The sequence below is a fragment of the Paractinoplanes brasiliensis genome, assembly GCF_004362215.1.
GTDB classification, from domain to species: Bacteria; Actinomycetota; Actinomycetes; order Mycobacteriales; family Micromonosporaceae; genus Actinoplanes; species Actinoplanes brasiliensis.
On the sequence record NZ_SNWR01000001.1, the window covers coordinates 2,086,185 to 2,105,000 of the forward strand.

The window sequence follows — 18,816 nt, forward strand, 5'->3', positions numbered from 1 at the left end:
TCCGCCGCTTCTAGAGCCAAGCCTTCATGGCGTTGATCGTTTCCTCCGGCGCGCTCAGGTTGGGGCAGTGTCCCGTGGCGTTCAGCTGCACGAACGTACTCCCGGGGGTGTGCTTGTGAACGTAGTCACCGACGACACCGGGCGCGATCACGTCGTCGGAACACTGCAGGATCAACGCCGGCGTCCGCAGCTTGAGCAGGTCGTCCCGGTTGTCGGAGAGGAACGTGACCCGGGCGAACTTCTTCGCGATCTCGGGATCGGTGCGGCAGAAGCTGTTGGTCAGCTCCTCGCCCAGCTCGGGCCTGTCCGGGTTGCCCATGATCACCGGCGCCATCGTGCTCGACCAGCCGAGGTAGTTGCTGTCGAGAGAGTCGAGCAGCCCGTCGATGTCGGCCCCGTCGAAGCCGCCCACGTAACCCTCGGCGGGCTCGTTGATGTAGCGCGGCGACGGGCCCACCAGCACCAGGCGGGCGAACCGCTCGGGTTCCTTGATCGCGGCGAGCACGCCGATCATGGCGCTCACCGAGTGCCCGACGAAGACGACGTCCCACAGGTCGTGCTCGTGCAGGATCTCGAGGACGTCGTCGGCGTAACCATCGAGGGTGGAATGCCGCTCGTCGTCATACGCCGACAGGTCGGACTTGCCGCTGCCGACATGGTCGAAAAGGACCAGCCGGTGTGAATCCGCGAAGGCCGGAGCAACCAGGCGCCACATGTTCTGGTCGCAGCCATACCCGTGGGCGAACACCATCGGCCGACCGGCGGGATTACCGGTCACCGTGACGGCATTTCTCTGTGTCGTTCTCATGTCCCGGTAACCATACGGCTCCGAAGCGTCTTGCACATCGCCCAGGTTGTCCGGCATTTGCGTCCCCGACCCGGCGCCCGGGCACCGGCTGCGGGTGGCATACCCCTTCTAACCTGGGGGTTGACCGCCTCGCCGGGGATCTTGCCCGGCAGTGAAGGAGATCGACGGATGGCCGACCCGCAGCCGGAGGAGACTCGACCGGCGAACGGAGTGCCCGACCCGACCCGGGTGGACCGCGGCGAGGAACCCTCCACGGTGGACGCGCCGGCGCGCTGGAGCGGCTCGGCGGCCGTGCCTCCGCCGGAGCCGAAAAGGCCGTGGTGGCGTCGCAACCAGCCTCCGCCGGCCGACGATCAGCACGAGCACTGGGCCACCACGCCGGCCGTCGACCCGTGGGCCGACCAGGACACGCCGTGGGACCCGATCGCGCTGCCCCTCGAGGATGTCGGAGCCGCGAACCCGGCGGCGGCCCCGCCGCTGCCCCCGACGAGGATCGAGGCGCCCGCGCCCACCCGCGTCGAAACGCCCGCCGCCACCCCCGCACCCACGCGCGCCGAGCCGCCCCCGGCCGCCCCCGCGCGCGCCGAGCCGCCTGCCTCGCCGCCGCCTCCCCCGGTCAGCAAGCCGATCAGCCGGCCGCCGCAACCGCCGCCCGGACCGCCGTACCAGCCCCCCACCCGTAAACCGCCGAAACTGACGCGGAAGCAGCGGAAGGAGCAGAAGCGGCTCAAGAACAACCCCCAGCCGACAGCCAACCGCCTGCCGATCCAGACCCGCCCACCGGCCCCGCCCGCCGGCCCGATGGTGCGGGGCCGCCCGCTGCCCGCCCCGCCGCCGTGGGCCCCGCGCCCGGCCGCCCGCCCGATGCCCCCGCCGCGCCGCAAACGCCGCTGGGGCCGGCGCCTGGCGCTGCTGAGCCTGCTCGGTGTGGTCTGCTGCTGCGGCATCCCGTTCGCCTGGACGCAGTCGCCGGCAGCCGGCCAGTACCCGGTGACCGCAGCGCTGCCCGACTCGTTCGCCGACCTGCAGCTGCGCGACACCGAGGAGACCGGCCCGAGCGGGTTCGCCGGTGTCTACCGCGACGGCCGGGGCAAGCGGGTCACCGTGTTCGGCGAGACCGGCTTCCGGCTCACCCCCGGCTCCGACGTGCGGGCACGCATCGAGCAGGCGTCCGCCGAGTACGGCCTGAAGGACGTGCAGTCGTTCGACCTGGGCGAGATCGGCGCGCACGAGCGCTGCGGCGTGGGCCGTGACAACGGCGCCTCGGTCGTCGTCTGCGCCTGGGCCGACCACGGCAGCCTGGCCACCGTGCTGCTGACCCGCCGCTCGGTCGCCGACAGCGCCGACCTGGTCGCCCGCCTGCGCGACGAGGTGCTCAGCCCCGGCTGAGAACGGCGTTGGCCCGCCACGGCACAGGGCACGACGGCGGCACGGGGCTCAGTCCTTCGCGGGCTTGGCGGGGGCGTACCGCGGCACGTACTCCTGGCCGGTCAGCTTCTGGATCTCGGCCATGACCTCGTCGGTGAGCCCGCGCAACGACGTACGGTCGTCGGCGCGGCCCTCGACGTCGATCGGCTTGCCGAACTTGACAGTGACCACCCCGCGGGCCGGCTTGGGCATGAGCTGGCCGATGGGCTGCACCTTGTCGGTGCCGATCATGCCGACCGGGATGATCGGCACCCCCGCCGCCACCGCGAGCCGGGCCACACCGGTGCGCCCCCGGTAGAGCTTGCCGTCGGGTGACCGCGTGCCCTCGGGATAGATGGCGACCGCGTCACCCGCCTTGAGCACCGGGATCGCGCCGTCGAAGGCGGTCAGCGCGGCCCGGCCGCCGCCCCGCTCGACCCGGATCGCGCCCAGCCCGTGCATGAGGTTGCGGTTGAACCAGCCCTTGAGCCCGGTGCCGTCGAAGTAGTCCGACTTCGCCCAGAAGGCGAGGTGCCGGGGCTGCGCCGAGCCGAGGAACAGCTCGTCGGCGACGGAGAGGTGGTTGCCGGCGAAGATCACGCCGCCGGTCCGAGGGATGTATTCCAGGCCCTCGACGCGCGGGCGCCAGCCGAGCATCATCGCGTTGCCGACGGTGAGCTTGCCGATCGAGTAGAGCAGCGGCAACTGAGGTTCCTCCGGGGACAAGGACGAGCGCAGACGTGAGGGGAGCGCGGTCAGGTTACCGGAGGGAAACCCGGAAGTCCCTGTCGAGCCCGGCGACCGGCCCGGACATTCACCGGCAAAGGCGGCAAACACCCGGACCGAGTAGCTGGATTCACACGGCCTTGGTCACCTGATCAGCCTCGCCGGCCTCGCCGGCGAAGCCACCCACCCCAAGCTTCCGCTGTCGCGAGCAAGGTCGCCAGGGTTCGGCGGCCCCGAACTCGCGGTACGTCCCACCGGCGGGTCAGCGCTGCGGGGCAGGCAGCGTCGTGCTCCAGAGTGACACGCCGTCGCGGTCGCGCAGGTTGACCGTGAACGCCCGGGTCTCGCCGTCGATCTCCACCTCGCCGAAGTGCTGGAACCCGTCGGCCGGGGACGTGTTGGCCACGGGCGGGGCGTTCACGAAGTGCGTCTTCGGTCCGAACGTGGCGTCGAGCGCGTTGGGCCCGAAAGCGCCCGCGTGGGCCGGGCCGCTCACGAACTCCCAGAACGGCGTGAAGTCCTGGATCGCCGCGCGGGCGGGGTCGTAGTGGACCGCCTGCGTGTAGTGCACGTCCGCGGTGAGCAGCACGATGCCGGTGACGCCGTGCCGGTGCGCCGACCGCAGCACCTCCGCGAACTCCAGCTCACGCCCCTTCGGCGCACTCGGGTCGCCCTGGGCCACCCCCTCCTGCGCGGCGCCGTCCGGCACGACCAGCCCCAGCGGCAGGTCGTTGGCGATCACCTTCCAGGTCGCCCGCGACTCGCGCAGACCCTTGATCAGCCACTGGCGCTGCTCCCGCCCGAGCAGACCCCGGTCCGGGTCGGCGTAGGTGTTGCCGTCGTTGACGTCCTTGAAGGTGCGCATGTCGAGCACGAAGATGTCGAGCAGCGGCCCGTACGGGATCCTGCGGTGAACCGGCCCCTGGCGCGAAGGCGTCGGCACCCACTCGTGGTAAGCCTGCCGCGCCCGCCGGGCCAGCACGTCGACCCGCTTCTCGGTGTACCGGGCGTCGTCCAGGATCTCCCCCGGGTACCAGTTGTTGGTGACCTCGTGGTCGTCCCACTGGTTGATCTGCGGCACGTCGGCGGCGAACGCGCGGTAGGCCGGGTCGAGCAGGTTGTACGCGTACTGCCCGCGATACTCCTTCAGCGTCTCGGCGACCTTGGACTTCTCCTCGGTGACCAGGTTGCGCCAGATCCGCCCGTCCGGCAGCGTCACCGTCGCGGCCAGCGGTCCGTCGGCGTACACGGCGTCCCCGCTGTGCAGCAGGAAGTCCGGACGGCGTCGCCGCATCGACTCGAAGAGCTTCATTCCCCCGTACGCGGGATCGATGCCCCACCCCTGCCCGGCCACATCACCGGTCCACACGAAGCGAACATCCCCCCGCCGCACGGGCGCGGCGCGCAGCGACCCGCTGACCGGCGCGCCGAACAACCCCGGCCGTTCCAAACTCTCCGCGCGCACCCGGTAGTGGAGGCGCTCCCCGGCCGGCAGCCCCCGCAGGGTCAGCTTCCCGGTGAAGTCGCCCTCCGGCGTGACCACGGGCCCCCGCAGCACCCGCGCGCCCCGAAAATCCGGTCTCCGGCTGACCTGCACCCACAACCGGCCCGGCCGATCCGCGCGGCTCCACACCACCGCCGACCCGCCGGACGGATCACCACTCTGCACCCCATGCGTCAGGACCGGACGCGAGCCGGCCGCCGAAAAGGCCGGAGCCCCACCGGCCAGCCCCGCAACGCCCCCGGCCAAACCGGCCCGAAGCACATTCCGCCGCGAAATCAAGCTCATGCCCGATTGCTACCGACCCCACATGACCCCGGCATGACCGCGCTCTGAACGCCACGTCCGGGCTCCGTGAACCCGCTCCGACGCCATAGGCTGCGGGGGTGATTCGGATCGAGATGGACGAGCCGACTCTGTCGCGGACCCGGATTGCTGTCAGTCCGCTGGCCGAGGTGCTGTGCAGCATCAGCCTGCTGCGCCGCAACCCCGAGGCGGTGCCGTGGCCCTACGCGGCGTGGGCCCGGCGGGCGCGGCCCCTGATCGATTCCGTCGGCCTCTACTCCGATCTGCCGTCGGTCTCGCCGGATTTCCTCTGCCCGCCGCCCGTCACCGCCGCGCCGACCATCGGCGAGCAGCTCGACCAGCTACGGGCCACCCCGGCCACGGTGATCGAGGCCGAGCTCGCGAAGCATTACCCCGACGGCGACGTGCTCCCAGGTCTGCGGCCGTTCCTCGACGACCGGCAGGCGGCACTCGACCGGCTGGCCGACGAGGTCCGGGCCTACTGGGACGCGGCGATCGCGCCGTACTGGCCGGCCATGCGAGCCGCGCTCGACGAGGAAGTGCTGTTGCGGGCGCGGGCGCTGGCCGCCGACGGGCCCGACGCGTTGCTCTCCCGGTTGCACGATCGCGTTCGCTGGGAGCGGCCGGTGCTCACCCTGATCAAGCCGCTCGAGCAGTCGTTCCAGGCGGTCAACCAGCGGCTGCTGCTGGTGCCGCTGATCTTTTCCCGGGGCGCTCTGTTGTGCTCGTGCGACCAGCCCGACATGGTCATGGTCACCTATCAGTCACGCGGCGCCGCGGTGCTGGCCGAGACGCCCGTCCCGCCGCCGCCGGCCGAGGACGACCGCCTGGCGATCCTGGTCGGGCGGGGCCGGGCCGCCGTGCTGCGCGCGCTGACCGTCCCGGCCACGACGACCGGTCTGGCCACCACGCTCGGCCTGGCCCCGAGCACCGTCTCGGAGCATCTCGCGGGCCTGCTCGCCGCCGGGGTCGTGCATCGGCGCCGGGCCGGGCGGCGCGTGCTCTACGGTCTCGAACCGGCGGGAACAGCCCTGGTACGGCTGCTCGGCGAGGATTCGGCCCGCACCGAATTCGTTTCCTAGGCGCCGGTCGGTTCCCTAGCGTTCTGCGCATGGGGAACGAGTACGCCATCGAGGCGGAGGACCTGCGCCGGACCTACAAGGCACGCACCGGCTGGCTCAAGCCGAAACGCACCGAGGTCGAGGCGGTCCGCGGGGTGACCTTCACGGTCGGCCGCGGCGAGTTGTTCGGACTGCTCGGCCCGAACGGCGCCGGCAAGACGACCACCATCAAACTGCTGAACACCCTGCTCATCCCGACCTCGGGCACGGCACGCATCTGCGGCCACGACGTCGAGACCGAGACCCGGGAGGTACGCCGGAGGATCGGTTACGTCTTCGGCGGCGACCGTGGGCTCTACGATCGTCTGTCCGCGCTGGACAACCTGCGGTACTTCGCCGAGCTGTACGGGGTGGCGCCGCGCGAGCAGAAGCGGCGCATCGCCGAACTGCTCGACCTGGTCGGGCTGGCCGGACGCGAGGGTGAACGGGTCGAGGGGTACTCACGCGGGATGCGGCAGCGCCTGCACATCGCGCGGGGGCTGCTGCACGCGCCGGACGTGCTGTTCCTCGACGAGCCGTCGATCGGGGTCGACCCGGTGGCCGCCCGGGAGCTGCGGCGTACGGTGGCCGACCTGGCCTCGACGGGCACGACGGTGCTGCTCACGACCCACTACATGGCCGAGGCCGACGAGCTGTGCGACCGGATCGCGGTGATCGCCGACGGGCAGATCCAGGCCCTGGGCACGCCGGCCGAGCTGCGCCACCGCGCGGACGGCCGACGGGTGGTCGAGGTCGAGGCGTACGGGGTGCCGCAGAGCGCTGTGGAATCGTTGCGCGGGCTGCCGGGCGTACGGGAAACCGCAGTTGAGGCCCGCGGCGCGCTGCAGCTGCTGACCGTCCACTCCGACGCGCACGTGGACGTTCAGGGCGATGTGCTGCGGGAGCTGGCCGGCATCCGGCTGGGACGCGTGAACAGCCGCGAACCGACGCTGGAGGACGCGTACGTGGCCATTGTGAGCGCCGCATGAACGTGCTCAGGTTGCTGGTGGTGGGCACGTTGCTGCACGCCAAGCAGATCAGCCGCTCCCCTTTCGAGGTCGCGATCGCCCTGGTCGTCCCGGTCGTGCAGGCCACCTTGGCCGTCCATCTGTTCCGCGCCGGCGGTGAACAGCACCGGCTCCTCGAGGCCGCGGTCGGCGCCGGTGTGATGGGCGTGTGGTCGTCAGTGCTCTTCGGTTCGGGCGGAGCGATCCAGAACCAGCGCTGGCAGGGCACCCTGGAGATGATCATGCTGGCGCCCCGGCGGCCCGTCCTCGTCATCCTGCCCATCACGATCGCAACCGGCGTGACGGGCATCTATGCGCTGCTCGCCACCCTGCTCTGGGGCCGTTTCCTGTACGGGATCAGGCTCGACTTCGCCCACCCGGCGGCGTTCGTTGTCGCGGCCGTCGTCTGCGTGATCGCGCTCGGCATGTTCGGCCTGCTGCTGGCGGCCACGTTCGTGCTCATGCGCAACGCGAACGCGCTGGCCAACACGCTGGAATACCCGGTCTGGCTGGTCTCCGGCATGCTCGTGCCGATCACCGTGCTGCCGTCCTGGACCGGCCCGCTCGCCGCCGTCCTCCCCACCACCTGGGGCGCGCGGGCCCTGCGCGAAGCCACCAGCGGCGGCCCGGTCTGGCCCTCACTCACCATCTGCCTCGGCATCAGCCTGCTCTGCCTGGCCCTCGGCGGCTTCGCCCTGACCTACGTCGAACGCCGCGCCCGCGCCGCCGCCACACTCGCCCTCGCCTGACCGCCACCGCGTCCGCGTCGCCCAACCCATGTTTGTGAGTGCTCACTCACCAAGCCACTCCGAGAGGCCCCGCCACATGAAGACGTTGCGATTGATGACCGTGGGTGGCGCGATCGCCTACCGGGCGCTGTTCAACTGGACCACGCCCGGCATGTTCGTCGGCACCCTGCTGGTCGGCCCGCTGTTCCAGCTGCTGTTCTTCGCCTACCTCGGCCGCCAGCTCCAGGTCGCCGACGACCGGTTCTACATCGTCGGCAACGCCGTGCTCACGGCCTCACTGGCCTGTGTGTTCGGCGGCACGATGGCGGTCGCCAACGAGCGCCGCTTCGGCACCCTCGGGCACGTGCTGCTCTCCCCACGCAGCCGCACCGCGATCTTCTGGGGACGAGTCATCCCGTACGCGGGAAACGGTCTTCTGATCGCCGTGGTGACGCTCGCCGTGGGGGCGCTGCTGCTCGGGCTCCGAATTCCCCTCGGCGCCCTGCCGGGACTGTTCCTGGCCATGGCCGCGGGGTCGCTCGCTTGCGGGTTCTTCGGCTTGACCCTGGGCGCGCTCGGGCTCAGGTTCCGCGACGTGTGGGTGGTCTCGAACGTCTCGGTGGCGCTGTTGCTGCTGCTCACCGGCGTGAACGTGCCCGCGGCGAACCTGCCGGGCTGGATGGTGACGGTCGGGCACTTCCTGCCGATCACGCACGCGGCGGAGGCAGCCCGGCGGCTGGCGGCCGGGGACGGAATGGCCGCGGCCGCACCCGCGCTCGGCCAGGAACTGCTGGTCGGGGCGGGTTATGCGGTCGCGGCCGTGGCGCTGCTCAAGATCTTCGAGGTCGAGTCCCGGCGCCGGGCCTCACTCGACGCCCTCTAGATCGGGAGTTCGCCCCCGAGCCTCGCGACGACGCGCTCTAGAGCTTCGGGAACCAGAGGGCCAGCTCGCGCTTCGCGCTCTCGGGCGAGTCGGACGCGTGCACCAGGTTCTCGCGGTTCGACAGCGCGAAGTCGCCCCGGATAGTGCCTGCGGCCGCCTTCCGGCCGTCGGTCGAGCCGATCATCGCGCGCACCACCTCGATCGCCTCGTCGCCCGCGAGCACCAGCGCGACCAGCGGTCCGGAGGTCATGAACTCCTTGAGCGGCGGATAGAACGGCTTCTCCACGTGGTCGGCGTAGTGCTGGTCGGCGAGCTCCGCATCCATCGTGCGCAGCTCCATCGCCTCGATCACCAGACCCTTGCGCTCGAACCGGGCCAGGATCTCGCCGAGCAGTCCGCGACGGACCGCGTCAGGCTTGAGGAGCACGAGCGAACGCTCGGTGGGGCTGGACAACGAGTCCTCCATGGGTGCTTAGGGGCTACGTTCAGCCTATCGGTACCTCGAACGAGGCGAGCGCCAACGCCGGTACTACCGCACTTTCGCTCACACTGAGCCGGGCAATAACCTGACGGGGACGAGCGGGAGGTCCACATTGGCAAACCAGACCGGACGTCCGATCGCGCCGGCACGGAAGCTGGTCGCGGCGGTCGCGGGCACGATCGCGGTCTTCGTGGTCGCGCTGGGATTCGGCATGTCCAGCCTGGGGGTGGTCATCTTCGGGGTCGCGCTGCTCGGCCTGGCGGTGGCCCTCGGGGTGGTCAATGTGGTGCGCCGGGGCGCCCGGGCCTGGGTCGCCGGCACCGCCGAGGTCCGGTCGATCACGCCGCCACCTGCCTCGACGTCGGTCTACGGCCGCGCCCGCATCCACGCGGTGATCGTCGCTCCCGGCCTGCCGACGAGCGAGGTCGAGATCAACGAGTCGCGCATCCCGGTCGTGAAGTGGCCGGAGCCGGGCGACACGCTGCCGATCACGGTCGACGTCGACGACATGCGACGCGTACGCATCAACTGGGACGACGCCCCGCCGCGGGAACGTGGCGGCGACCCGCCGCCCTCACCCACCGACTTCGACGACGAACCTGACGCCGACCTGGACGCCGACCTCCTGGGCGACCTGGAACCACCCCCGTGGACCAGCCGCGACCGCTCCTGGTCCCGCGACGACGGCGAACCGCCTCCCCCGCCACCGCCCGGCAGCTCGCCGCCCCCGCCGGGACAGCCGCCGGCCCCCGGTGGTGGCGGCTCACGCCTCGACTCCAGCCTGGATTCCGAGGAGTACTCGGAAAGCCCCGTGGTGGTCCGGGACACCCCCGCGGGCCCCATAGTCGAGGGCGAGTTCGTCGACCACGACGAAGAGCCGTCGCCGCTGCCCCGCCGCGCGGCCGCCTCACCCGGTTTCGCCTCCGCCGAGCCGTCGGACGGGCCCGCTCCGTCCGCTCCGCCCGGGCCCGACAGCTCGGGAAGCGCCGTTCCGGACAATTCGGGTGACGCAACCGCCGATCCCAGATCCCCCGGATACGCGACCGCCGAGCCCGAACGCCCGGGATACGGAGCCGCCGAGCCCGAACGCCCTGGATACGCAGCCGCCGAGCCCGAACGCCCGGGTTACTCCACGGCCGGCCCGTCGCCGGCGTCGGCCACGAACGTCGGGGCTGCCGCCGCTGCCGGGGCGGCCGTTGGCGCAGCTGCCGGCGCCGCCGCGGCCGGTCGTCCGCCGGGCCGCCGGCCCAGCCCACGCGCCCGCAGCGGCGCCACGACAGCGACGGCCGAGCACCGCGCCCCCTCGGCCCCGCCGTCGCCTCGCGAGCCCCACCCCGACGACGCTCTCCTCACCGACATCCCCCTCGACGACACCGCGCCACCGCACGGCCGGGGCTCGAGCCCGGCACCGTCCGGCACCGCACCCGCCGCGGCCCCATCGGGTCCAGCAGGTCCGGCGGCCCCATTCGGTCCGGCAGGGCCAGCACGTCCGGCGGCCCCATCGGGTCCGGAGGGTCCGGCGGCCCCATCGGGTCCGGCCGCACCCAGCGACACCCCGTCGCCCTATCAGCGGCCCGAGCCCACCGCGACCTCCACTCCGCCGAGCCCGTCACAGGTCGGCTCGTTCCCCACCGCGCCGGAACCGAGCACGCCACCGCCCACCGCGCCACCACCGTCGTCAGCCCGCGCGGCGGCACCGGCCCCGTCGTCCCCGCTCCCGCCCCAGGACGACGAGATCGACCTGCCTCTGGAGGGCGACCCCGACCCGGCTCCGGAATCCACTCCGGCGGCGGCCCGGGCCATGGACGAGGGCCTGATCGCGCCGCCCGTGGACGACGACACGGCCCATATCCGCCCCTCGACCCGTTTCATCACCAATGCCGCCCACGACGCCGCCGTCCCGCAGCCGTCCATGAGCGAGCCGGTCGGCACCCCGGCGCCCCGTCCCCGTCCGCGCCCGCACGCCGACCAGACTGAGTACGGCCGGGTCCGCCCCGAGCCCACGGAATACGGAAGCGCGCGCCCCGAACCGGCTGCGTCCGGCTCCACGGAGTACGGGTCGGGTCGCCCTGCACCCGACGACGAGCCAACGCAGCCCCTGACCGACCCCGCCCGGACCCACGCGACAGCCCCACCGAAGCCGGCACAAGAACCGGAGCCGTCGCAAGCATCAGGACCGGCACAAGAACCGGAACCGGCACAAAGATCAGAGCCGCCACAAGAACCGGAACTGGCACAAGAACCAGGACGGTCACAGCAACCGGAGCCGGCGCAGGAAACGGAGCCGGAGCCGGAGAAGCACACCGGCCGTTTCGCCACAGCCGTCGGCGCGGTTGCCGCGGCCGCCGCAGCCGCCGCAGCCGCGGTCCGGAAGACCGGCAAGACGGACCACGACGACCCCCCATCGCCGACCCCCGACGACGAGGAGACGTCCCCCGTCCCGCCGCACGCCGACGCGTCCGCCGGCCCAGGGCGGGCTGACCCCCAAGCACGCGAACCTCGCACCACGACGTCCACCGAAGAGACCGGCGCCGCGTCGACGGGCGTGCCCGCCGACACCACGGCGGACGCCCCTCGGCCCCACGCCGCCGCCCCGACCGCCGAGGCAGCGCCGTTCTTCGAGTCCTCCCTGCTGGACGAGGAGGACACGACCCGGCTGCCCACGCACGGCGCCGCGATGTCAGCGCCCTCGGGCGCCGCGGCGGCCTCCGCCGCCGGAGCCGCCGCCAGCGCAGCCGCGGGAGCAGGTTTCGCGGCCGCCCGCGGAAAGCCCACGACCCCTGGCGACACCGGAACGCCCCCCACCCCGGATGACGGGGAAGAGCCTCAGCACTCGGGCGGAACCCAGCCGAAACCGTCCCCCGCCGCTGCCGCCCTCGCCGCGGCGGCCGCCGCCGCAGCAGCCCAGGACAGGGAACGCAACCGTGGCCCCTGGGCCGACCTGGCCGGCACGCGCGAACCCGACGACAGCACCGCGGACGTGATCACGGCGTACCCGAGCGCCCGTCCCGGCCCGGCGGGGGCGATCTACGGCGTCGGCATCACCGTGCTGGTCACCGATCTCGCCCGGTCCACGGCGTTCTACCGTGACATCCTCGGCTTCTTCGAGATCGACGGCGGCGACGGCAGCGCCGTGCTGGCCTCCGGGGACACCCGCCTGGTGCTTCGGACGGTCCACGACCTGTCCACCGGGGCGGGCCACCTGATCTTCCTGAATCTCGAGGTCGGCGACGTCGAGGCCGTCTATCAGGAGCTGATGGCCAAGGGCGTCGAGTTCGTCCACCCGCCCCAGCCGGTCAACCGCGGCGACCGGCTCGAGCTGTGGTCGGCCGCGTTCCACGACCCCGACGGCCACAACATCGCGATCACGCAGTGGCGGGCCATCCACTGACCCGGTGCACGGCCGGCCCGCCGCGAGTGGGCCGGCCCTATCCGAGGATCGTCCTCCGCACGTACAGGGCGTAGACCCAGGCCGCGCCGAAGATCAGGCCCAGCACCGCCAGCGACCAGTGGAACAGCCCGCTAGCCAGCAACAGCACCTGCAGCCCGGTGCCGGCGTGCCACGCCCACGGCCGGCGCATGAGGCCCGCGAGCAGCGCCGCCAGCACGGCCAGCACGATCACCGACGCGACACCCCACCCGGTCAGGTCGCCGCCCATGATCCGGATCGGCTGGATTCCGAGCAGCAGCACGATGGCCTCCAGCACGAGCGTCCCCGCGCCCAACCCCCGTACGGCGGCCTGGGGGTTCTTCAGCCCCGAACGCGGGGGCTCGGCGGAGGTCATCGCTTCAGCAGCTTCCGGGCGTCGGCCACCGTGACCACCGAACCCGTGATGATCACCCCGACGCCGCTGAGCTCGCCGGACGTGTCCTCCTCGGCGATCACCACGGCTTCCTCGATCGCGTCCGGCATGTTCTGCGCAACCGTCACCCGGTCCTCGCCGAAGATGTCGGTCGCCAGCTGCGCCAGCTCGTCGACCGGCATCGACCGCGGCGAGCTGTTCTGCGTCACCACGATCCGCGCGGCCACCGGTTCGAGCAGGTCCAGCAGGCCCGACACGTCCTTGTCGCCGAGCACGGCCACCACCGCGACCAGGTGCCGGAACGAGAACTCCTCCTCCAGCGCGCTGACCGTCGCCGCCATGCCGTGCGGGTTGTGCGCGCCGTCCAGCAGGATCGTCGGCGCGCTCCGCACCCTTTCGAGCCGCCCGGGCGAGTCGACCTGTGCAAACCCTTCCCGTACGAGGTCCAGTTCGAGTTGCTTGCTCGGCCCCGCCCCGAGAAACGCCTCCACGGCCGCGAGCGCGAGCGCGGCGTTCTGGGCCTGGTGCGCCCCGAACAGCGGCAGGAAGATCTCGTCGTAGACGCCGCCCAGCCCCTGCAGGGTGAGCAGCTGCCCGCCGACGGCCTGGGTCCGCTCGATCACGCCGAACTCGCTGCCCTCGCGGGCCAGGGTCGCGCTCATCTCGGCGCAGCGCTCCAGGATGGGCCGCATGGCCTCCTCGGTCTGCAGCGAGGTGATCACGGTGGCGCCCTTGTGGATGATCCCGGCCTTGGCCCAGGCGATGTCCTCGATCGTGTCGCCGAGCCACTCGGTGTGGTCGAGCCCGATCGGGGTCATCACGCACACGCCCGCGTCGATGACGTTGGTGGCGTCCTCCTCGCCGCCCAGCCCGACCTCGACGACGGCGATGTCCACCGGAGCGTCGGCGAAGGCCGCATACGCCAGCGCGGTCGTCATGTCGAAGTAGGTCAGCGATTCACTGTTGCGCGCGTCGATCAGCTCCGCCAGTGGGGCGACTTCGTCGTACGTGGTGGCCAGCCGTTCCTCGGAGATCGGCTCCCCGTCGAGGCTGATCCGCTCGCGGACGGTCTCGAGGTGCGGGCTGGTGTAGCGGCCGGTGTGCAGGCCGTGCGCCCGCAGCACCGCGTCGATCATGCGGGCCGTGCTGGTCTTGCCGTTCGTGCCGGTCAGGTGGATCGCCGGGTAGGCACGCTGCGGGCTGCCCAGCACGTCCATCAGGTCCCGGATCTTCTGCATGTCGAACGCCATGCGGGTGAAGCCGCGCCCGTTGAGCGCGGCCTCCACCTCTGCGTATGTGCTCATGATGAGGGCAACGCTTCGAGGGCCGCCGCAATTCGCGTGAGATCCGCCTCGGCCGTGGCCAGCCTGTCCTTGATCTTCGCGACGACCTGCTCGGGCGCCTTGCCGACGAACGACTCGTTGCCCAGCTTGGCCCGGCACTGCGCCGCTTCCTTCTCGGCGGCGGCACGGTCCTTCTCGAGCCGGGCCCGCTCGGCCGCCACGTCGATCGTGCCGCGGGTGTCGAGGTCGACCGTGATCGCGCCGGACACCGCCAGCGTCGCCGTGGCCGTGAAACCGGCCGCCGGCGGGTCGAGCCGGGCCAGCGAGCGGATCAGCGGCTCGTGCGTGTCGATGCCGACGTTACCCAGGCCGGTGAGCGCCGCCGACACCCGCTGGCTCGGCTTGAGCCCCTGGTCGGAACGGAACCGCCGGACCTCGGTCACGACCTTTTGCAGGGCGGCCAGCTCTTCCTCGGCGGCGTCGTCGATCAGCGCCTTGTCCGCCGCCGGCCACTGCGCCTTCATGATCGTCTCGCCACCGGTGAGCGCGATCCACAGCTCCTCCGTGACGAACGGGATCACCGGGTGCAGCAGGCGCAGCAGCTGGTCGAGCACGTGCCCGAGCACGCGGCGGGTGTTCTGGCTCTGCGCGGACGCGAGCACCGGCTTGCTGAGCTCGAGGTACCAGTCGCAGACGTCGTCCCACGCGAAGTGGTACAGCGTGTCGCAGACCTTCGCATACTCGTACGCCTTGAACTGCTCGTCGACCTCACCGATCACGTGCTGCAGCCGCGAGAGGATCCACTTGTCGATCGCCGACAGCTCGTCGGCCGGCGGCAACGGGCCCTCGACTGTCGCGCCGTTCATCAGCGCGAACCGGGTGGCGTTCCAGAGCTTGTTGCAGAAGTTGCGCGAGCCCTGGCACCACTCCTCGCTGATCGGCACGTCGGAGCCCGGGTTGGCGCCGCGGGCCAACGTGAACCGGGTGGCGTCGGCGCCGTACCGCTCGATCCAGTCCAGCGGGTCGACCACGTTGCCGAACGACTTCGACATCTTCTTGCCGTGGCCGTCGCGGACCATGCCGTGCAGGTTGACCACGTTGAACGGCTGCACGTCGTCCATCGCGTACAGCCCGAACATCATCATCCGGGCGACCCAGAAGAACAGGATGTCGTAGCCGGTGACGAGGACGCTGGTCGGATAGAACTTGGCCAGCTCGGCGGTCTGCTCGGGCCAGCCCATGGTCGAGAACGGCCACAGCGCCGACGAGAACCAGGTGTCGAGAACGTCCTCGTCCTGCTTCCAGCCGTCGCCGGTGGGCGGCTGCTCGTCCGGGCCGACGCAGACGACCTCGCCGTCCGGCCCGTACCAGACAGGGATGCGGTGACCCCACCACAGCTGCCGCGAGATGCACCAGTCGTGCATGTTGTCGACCCAGGCGAAGTACCGCTTCGAGAGCTCGGCGGGCTCGATGGTGACCCGGCCGTCCCGTACGGCGTCTCCGGCCTTTTTGGCCAGCGGCCCCGTGTTGACGAACCACTGCAGCGAGAGCCGCGGTTCGACAGTCGTCTTGCAGCGCGAGCAGTGTCCCACCGAGTGCACGTACGGGCGCTTCTCGGCGACGATCCGGCCCTGTTCGCGCAGCGCGGCGACGATGGCGGGCCGCGCTTCGTAACGGTCGAGGCCCTCGAACGGACCGTGCACGGTGACGACCGCGCGCTCGTCCATCATCGTGATGCTGGGCAGGTTGTGCCGCTGGCCGATCTCGAAGTCGTTCGGGTCGTGGGCCGGGGTCACCTTCACCGCGCCCGTGCCGAACGACGGGTCGACGTGCTCGTCGGCCACGATCGGGATCCGCCGGCCGGTGAGCGGCAGCTCGACCTCGGTGCCGATCATGTGCTGGTAGCGCTCGTCGTCGGGGTGGACGGCCACGGCGGTGTCGCCCAGCATCGTCTCGGCCCGCGTGGTCGCCACGACGATCGAGTGGTCGCCCTCGCCGTAACGGATCGAGACCAGCTCACCCTCGTCGTCGGTGTGCTCGACCTCGATGTCGCTGAGCGCGGTGAGGCAGCGCGGACACCAGTTGATGATCCGGTTGGCCCGGTAGATCAGCTCGTCGTCGTAGAGCCGCTTGAAGATCGTCTGGACGGCGCGGGACAGCCCCTCGTCCATCGTGAACCGCTCACGGGACCAGTCCACGGAGTCGCCCAGCCGGCGCATCTGCCCGAGGATGGCGCCACCGGACTGGGCCTTCCACTCCCAGACCTGCTTGACGAAGTCCTCCCGGCCCAGGTCGTGCCTGGAGAGCTGCTGCCCGGCGAGCTGACGCTCCACGACATTCTGCGTCGCGATGCCCGCGTGGTCCATGCCCGGCAGCCAGAGCACCTCGAAGCCCTGCATCCGCTTGAGCCGCGACAGGATGTCCTGGATGGTGTGGTCGAGGGCGTGCCCGACGTGCAGCGAGCCGGTCACGTTGGGCGGCGGGATGACGATCGAGAACGCGGGCTTGTCGCTCGCCGGGTCGGCGGTGAAGTAGCCCTCGGTTACCCACGTCTCGTACCGCCGCTGCTCTACCTCGCCCGGCTGATACTGGGCGGAGAGGCCCCCGGTGGGCCGGCTGTCGGGGGTGCGGTTCTGGGTCGTCTCGGTCACCCGACAAGTCTACGGATGTCCCGCCGGAACCCCGAATTCGCATCGCCCGTGCTTGCTACGCTCCTGCAATGCCCGAGCCCGGCCCCAATCAGATCGACATCGGCACGCTGCCACCCGACCCCGACTCCCCCGCCGCGGGAGAAGAGGCCCAGGCCCAGGCCGACAAAAAGACCGGTTTCCCCGTACGCCGTGCCCTGATCGTCGGCTTGCTGGCGATCGCGACGGCCGGCGTGGTGACGCTCGGCTTCACCAGTTGGCGCATCATCGCGCAAAAGGACGCGAAGCTGACGGCTCCACCGCAGATCGGGAACCTCCGCATCGACGGCTCGGAAAACGGCGTCACCACGGCCGACTATCTGCAGACGGCCCTCGCCGCCGAGGTCGAACTGGACCACACCGTCGGCGCCGTCTATCAGGAGACGGGCGAGCGGGACGTCCTTTTTCTGGGCGGCACCGGACTGATCTGGACGCCGTCACGCGATCTCGATTCCGCCATGTCGCTGATCTCCGACAAGGAAGGCTCGGTCACCAATCTTCACGCCGTCGACCCGGGTCCGCTCGACGGCGTCATGAAGTGCGGAATCACCAAAACACCCGACGGCGACCTGACGGTGTGCGGATGGGCAGACCACGGCAGTCTCGCCTTGGCCATGTTCAACAACCGCACCGAAGCCGAGGCGGCGCCCCTCATGCGCGAGATCCGCAACGCCACCGAAACCCGCTGACCTCCTCCGCAACGCCACCTCTTGCCGGCCGCGCCCCATTGCCTGGGGCGCGGTCTTCTCGTTTCGGCCCCAAAACGTTTCGGCCCCAAAACGGCAGTAGGCCCACCCCGTTCGGGGTGGGCCTACTGTTTCACGTTGAGTCCGGCGGCGTCCTACTCTCCCACACCCTCCCGAGTGCAGTACCATCGGCGCTGGAGGGCTTAGCTTCCGGGTTCGGAATGAGACCGGGCGTTTCCCCTCCGCTATGACCACCGAAACAGCTATCAGCAGAACAAACCAGTGTCAGCAACCCACACCCCGACGCAATTGGGGGCTGGTGCTTCTGGTTGTTCGTTTGCTGTGAATCACACAGTGGACGCGCTCATATGTTTAGGGTGGTTAAGCCCTCGGCCTATTAGTACCGGTCAACTGAACCAGTTACCTGGCTTACATCTCCGGCCTATCAACCCAATAGTCTCTTGGGAGCCTTACCCACTCAAGGTGGTGGGATACCTCATCTCGAAGCGAGCTTCCCGCTTAGATGCTTTCAGCGGTTATCCCTTCCGAACGTAGCCAACCAGCCGTGCCCCTGGCGGGACAACTGGCACACCAGAGGTTCGTCCGTCCCGGTCCTCTCGTACTAGGGACAGCCCTTCTCAAGTATCCAACGCGCACGGCGGATAGGGACCGAACTGTCTCACGACGTTCTAAACCCAGCTCGCGTACCGCTTTAATGGGCGAACAGCCCAACCCTTGGGACCTGCTACAGCCCCAGGATGCGACGAGCCGACATCGAGGTGCCAAACCATCCCGTCGATATGGACTCTTGGGGAAGATCAGCCTGTTATCCCCGGGGTACCTTTTATCCGTTGAGCGACACCGCTTCCACACGCAAGTGCCGGATCACTAGTCCCGACTTTCGTCCCTGCTCGACCCGTCAGTCTCACAGTCAAGCTCCCTTGTGCACTTACACTCAACACCTGATTGCCAACCAGGCTGAGGGAACCTTTGGGCGCCTCCGTTACCCTTTAGGAGGCAACCGCCCCAGTTAAACTACCCACCAGACACTGTCCCTCGACCCGATCAGGGCCGCAAGTTAGATACCCAAACCCAACAGAGTGGTATTTCAAGATTGCCTCCACCCGAACTGGCGTCCGAGCTTCACCGGCTCCCACCTATCCTACACAATTAAATTCGGATACCAATGTCAAGCTATAGTAAAGGTCCCGGGGTCTTTCCGTCCTGCCGCGCGTAACGAGCATCTTTACTCGTACTGCAATTTCGCCGGGCCTGTGGTTGAGACAGTGGGGAAGTCGTTACGCCATTCGTGCAGGTCGGAACTTACCCGACAAGGAATTTCGCTACCTTAGGATGGTTATAGTTACCACCGCCGTTTACTGGCGCTTAAGTTCTCCGCCTCGCCCCCGA

General features: G+C 70.3%; 14 protein-coding genes and 2 rRNA genes (1 of these 16 cut by a window edge). 7 read left to right on the forward strand and 9 right to left on the reverse strand.

Annotated features, from left to right (window positions below):
- Positions 1–10: 10 nt before the first annotated feature.
- Entirely contained in the window at positions 11–808 is a 798-nt protein-coding gene (locus C8E87_RS09075; RefSeq protein ID WP_133872671.1) for an alpha/beta fold hydrolase, read from the reverse strand.
- A 168-nt stretch (positions 809–976) separates the two neighbouring features.
- Between C8E87_RS09075 and C8E87_RS09080 the strand changes: the two genes are divergently transcribed.
- Complete coding sequence (locus C8E87_RS09080; RefSeq protein ID WP_133872672.1) at positions 977–2,197, forward strand: hypothetical protein; 1,221 nt, start codon at positions 977–979, stop codon at positions 2,195–2,197.
- Between the two features lie 48 nt (positions 2,198–2,245).
- Here the strand turns inward: C8E87_RS09080 and C8E87_RS09085 are convergent, their stop codons facing one another.
- Both C8E87_RS09085 and C8E87_RS09090 read right to left on the reverse strand, forming a co-directional pair.
- A complete protein-coding gene (locus C8E87_RS09085) occupies positions 2,246–2,920 on the reverse strand; it encodes a lysophospholipid acyltransferase family protein (RefSeq protein WP_133872673.1) in 675 nt (224 codons plus the stop codon).
- 283 nt (positions 2,921–3,203) lie between these two features.
- Entirely contained in the window at positions 3,204–4,730 is a 1,527-nt protein-coding gene (locus C8E87_RS09090; RefSeq protein WP_133872674.1) for an alkaline phosphatase D family protein, read from the reverse strand.
- 98 nt (positions 4,731–4,828) lie between these two features.
- On the opposite strand from C8E87_RS09090, the gene C8E87_RS09095 reads away from it, so the two are divergent.
- The 4 genes from C8E87_RS09095 to C8E87_RS09110 all read left to right on the forward strand — a co-directional run bounded on the left by C8E87_RS09095 (position 4,829) and on the right by C8E87_RS09110 (position 8,466).
- Entirely contained in the window at positions 4,829–5,830 is a 1,002-nt protein-coding gene (locus C8E87_RS09095; protein ID WP_133872675.1) for a helix-turn-helix domain-containing protein, read from the forward strand.
- Positions 5,831–5,859: 29 nt separating this feature from the next.
- Complete coding sequence (locus C8E87_RS09100; RefSeq protein ID WP_133872676.1) at positions 5,860–6,837, forward strand: ABC transporter ATP-binding protein; 978 nt, start codon at positions 5,860–5,862, stop codon at positions 6,835–6,837.
- The gene (locus C8E87_RS09105; RefSeq protein WP_133872677.1) at positions 6,834–7,604 is read left to right on the forward strand and encodes an ABC transporter permease; all 771 of its coding nucleotides are present in this window, start codon (positions 6,834–6,836) and stop codon (positions 7,602–7,604) included. Before C8E87_RS09100 ends, C8E87_RS09105 begins: the two co-directional genes overlap by 4 nt.
- A 76-nt stretch (positions 7,605–7,680) precedes the next feature.
- Positions 7,681–8,466, forward strand: coding sequence for an ABC transporter permease (locus C8E87_RS09110; RefSeq protein WP_203721021.1), 786 nt, complete (start codon positions 7,681–7,683; stop codon positions 8,464–8,466).
- A 37-nt stretch (positions 8,467–8,503) separates the two neighbouring features.
- Here the strand turns inward: C8E87_RS09110 and ndk are convergent, their stop codons facing one another.
- Complete coding sequence (gene ndk / locus C8E87_RS09115) at positions 8,504–8,932, reverse strand: nucleoside-diphosphate kinase (protein ID WP_133872679.1); 429 nt, start codon at positions 8,930–8,932, stop codon at positions 8,504–8,506.
- Between the two features lie 127 nt (positions 8,933–9,059).
- Here ndk and C8E87_RS45415 point away from each other — a divergent pair, with 127 nt between their 5' ends.
- A complete protein-coding gene (locus C8E87_RS45415) occupies positions 9,060–12,338 on the forward strand; it encodes a VOC family protein (protein WP_239080721.1) in 3,279 nt (1,092 codons plus the stop codon).
- 37 nt (positions 12,339–12,375) lie between these two features.
- Here C8E87_RS45415 and C8E87_RS09135 read toward each other — a convergent pair whose 3' ends face one another.
- Genes C8E87_RS09135 through C8E87_RS09145 form a run of 3 tightly spaced genes read right to left on the reverse strand, consistent with a single transcriptional unit; the run spans position 12,376 to position 16,684 of the window.
- Positions 12,376–12,732 (reverse strand): DUF4233 domain-containing protein, encoded by a 357-nt coding sequence (locus C8E87_RS09135; protein WP_133872682.1) that lies wholly within the window; start codon positions 12,730–12,732, stop codon positions 12,376–12,378.
- Complete coding sequence (locus tag C8E87_RS09140) at positions 12,729–14,054, reverse strand: bifunctional folylpolyglutamate synthase/dihydrofolate synthase (protein ID WP_133872683.1); 1,326 nt, start codon at positions 14,052–14,054, stop codon at positions 12,729–12,731. The genes C8E87_RS09135 and C8E87_RS09140 overlap by 4 nt, the downstream gene beginning before the upstream one ends.
- On the reverse strand, positions 14,051–16,684 hold the full coding sequence (locus tag C8E87_RS09145) for a valine--tRNA ligase (RefSeq protein WP_133872684.1): 2,634 nt from the start codon (positions 16,682–16,684) through the stop codon (positions 14,051–14,053). Before C8E87_RS09145 ends, C8E87_RS09140 begins: the two co-directional genes overlap by 4 nt.
- Positions 16,685–16,752: 68 nt before the next feature.
- Between C8E87_RS09145 and C8E87_RS09150 the strand changes: the two genes are divergently transcribed.
- Positions 16,753–17,409, forward strand: coding sequence for a hypothetical protein (locus C8E87_RS09150; protein ID WP_133872685.1), 657 nt, complete (start codon positions 16,753–16,755; stop codon positions 17,407–17,409).
- Positions 17,410–17,548: 139 nt separating this feature from the next.
- Here the strand turns inward: C8E87_RS09150 and rrf are convergent.
- Together rrf and C8E87_RS09160 are read right to left on the reverse strand one after the other, a co-directional pair.
- A 5S ribosomal RNA gene (rrf, locus tag C8E87_RS09155) occupies positions 17,549–17,665 on the reverse strand.
- A 118-nt stretch (positions 17,666–17,783) separates the two neighbouring features.
- Positions 17,784–18,816, reverse strand: a 23S ribosomal RNA gene (locus C8E87_RS09160) (it continues 2,091 nt past the right edge of the window).

Coding starts and splice junctions, on each gene's coding strand:
- C8E87_RS09150 (WP_133872685.1), top strand. CDS start 16,753: ATGCCCGAGCCCGGCCCCAATCAGATCGACATCGGCACGCTGCCACCC.
- C8E87_RS09140 (WP_133872683.1), bottom strand. CDS start 14,054: ATGAGCACATACGCAGAGGTGGAGGCCGCGCTCAACGGGCGCGGCTTC.
- C8E87_RS09100 (WP_133872676.1), top strand. CDS start 5,860: ATGGGGAACGAGTACGCCATCGAGGCGGAGGACCTGCGCCGGACCTAC.
- C8E87_RS09105 (WP_133872677.1), top strand. CDS start 6,834: ATGAACGTGCTCAGGTTGCTGGTGGTGGGCACGTTGCTGCACGCCAAG.
- C8E87_RS09135 (WP_133872682.1), bottom strand. CDS start 12,732: ATGACCTCCGCCGAGCCCCCGCGTTCGGGGCTGAAGAACCCCCAGGCC.
- C8E87_RS09090 (WP_133872674.1), bottom strand. CDS start 4,730: ATGAGCTTGATTTCGCGGCGGAATGTGCTTCGGGCCGGTTTGGCCGGG.
- C8E87_RS09110 (WP_203721021.1), top strand. CDS start 7,681: ATGAAGACGTTGCGATTGATGACCGTGGGTGGCGCGATCGCCTACCGG.
- ndk (WP_133872679.1), bottom strand. CDS start 8,932: ATGGAGGACTCGTTGTCCAGCCCCACCGAGCGTTCGCTCGTGCTCCTC.
- C8E87_RS09080 (WP_133872672.1), top strand. CDS start 977: ATGGCCGACCCGCAGCCGGAGGAGACTCGACCGGCGAACGGAGTGCCC.
- C8E87_RS09075 (WP_133872671.1), bottom strand. CDS start 808: ATGAGAACGACACAGAGAAATGCCGTCACGGTGACCGGTAATCCCGCC.